Genomic DNA, 1,607 nt, shown 5'->3' with positions numbered 1-1,607 from the left:
TAGCACGCTTATTCATTGTAAACTTAGTTAAGTGAATAAGGGCGCACGGTGGATGCCTTGGCACTAGGAGCCGATGAAGGACGGGACTAACACCGATATGCTTCGGGGAGCTGTAAGTAAGCTTTGATCCGGAGATTTCCGAATGGGGAAACCCACTGTTCGTAATGGAACAGGACTTATGTCTGAATACATAGGGCATAAGAGGCAGACCCGGGGAACTGAAACATCTCAGTACCCGGAGGAAGAGAAAGCAAATGCGATTTCCCAAGTAGCGGCGAGCGAAACGGAAACAGCCCAAACCAGTGAGCTTGCTCACTGGGGTTGTAGGACACTCCATTGGAGTTACAAAGAGATTCTTTAGATGAAGCGATCTGGAACGATCCGCCATAGAAGGTAAGAGCCCTGTAGTTGAAAGAGAATCTCCTCCGGAGTGGATCCTGAGTACGGCGGAACACGTGGAATTCCGTCGGAATCCGGGAGGACCATCTCCCAAGGCTAAATACTCCCTAGTGACCGATAGTGAACCAGTACCGTGAGGGAAAGGTGAAAAGCACCCCGGGAGGGGAGTGAAAGAGTACCTGAAACCGTGTGCCTACAAGTAGTCGAAGCGCGTTTATGCGTGACGGCGTACCTTTTGTAGAATGGACCGGCGAGTTACGATCGTATGCAAGGTTAAGTGGAAGACACGGAGCCGCAGCGAAAGCGAGTCTGAATAGGGCGAATGAGTATGCGGTCGTAGACCCGAAACCGTGTGATCTACCCATGTCCAGGGTGAAGGTCAGGTAACACTGACTGGAGGCCCGAACCCACGTATGTTGAAAAATGCGGGGATGAGGTGTGGGTAGGGGTGAAATGCCAATCGAACACGGAGATAGCTGGTTCTCTCCGAAATAGCTTTAGGGCTAGCCTCAAGATGAAGAGTACTGGAGGTAGAGCACTGATTGGACTAGGGGCCCTCATCGGGTTACCGAATTCAGTCAAACTCCGAATGCCAGATACTTAAGCTTGGGAGTCAGACTATGGGTGATAAGGTTCATAGTCGAAAGGGAAACAGCCCAGACCACCAGCTAAGGTCCCAAAGTATACGTTAAGTGGAAAAGGATGTGGAGTTGCTTAGACAACCAGGATGTTGGCTTAGAAGCAGCCACCATTTAAAGAGTGCGTAATAGCTCACTGGTCGAGTGACTCTGCGCCGAAAATGTACCGGGGCTAAACGTATCACCGAAGCTGTGGATTGTTCTTCGAACAATGGTAGGAGAGCGTTCTAAGTGCTGCGAAGTCAGACCGTGAGGACTGGTGGAGCGCTTAGAAGTGAGAATGCCGGTATGAGTAGCGAAAAAAGAGTGAGAATCTCTTTCACCGAATGCCTAAGGTTTCCTGAGGAAGGCTCGTCCTCTCAGGGTTAGTCGGGACCTAAGCCGAGGCCGAAAGGCGTAGGCGATGGACAACAGGCAGATATTCCTGTACCACCTCATGACCGTTTGAGCAATGGGGGGACGCAGTAGGATAAGGAAAGCGCACGGATGGAAGTGTGCGCCCAAGCAGTGAGAAAGTCAGGTAGGCAAATCCGCCTGGCCATTTCAAGCTGTGATGGGGAGGTCAATTGT

General features: G+C 51.1%; 1 rRNA gene. It reads left to right on the top strand.

The window, feature by feature from the left end:
- Nucleotides 1-25: 25 nt before the first annotated feature.
- Nucleotides 26-1,607: ribosomal RNA gene (locus tag GMJ66_RS20260) — 23S ribosomal RNA — on the top strand; the annotation flags it as partial.

This window comes from Oceanobacillus salinisoli, assembly GCF_009733865.1.
GTDB classification, from domain to species: Bacteria; Bacillota; Bacilli; order Bacillales; family Amphibacillaceae; genus Oceanobacillus; species Oceanobacillus salinisoli.
The sequence above is the reverse complement of the archived record's forward strand: the minus strand, read 5'-3'. Positions and strand labels throughout refer to the sequence as shown.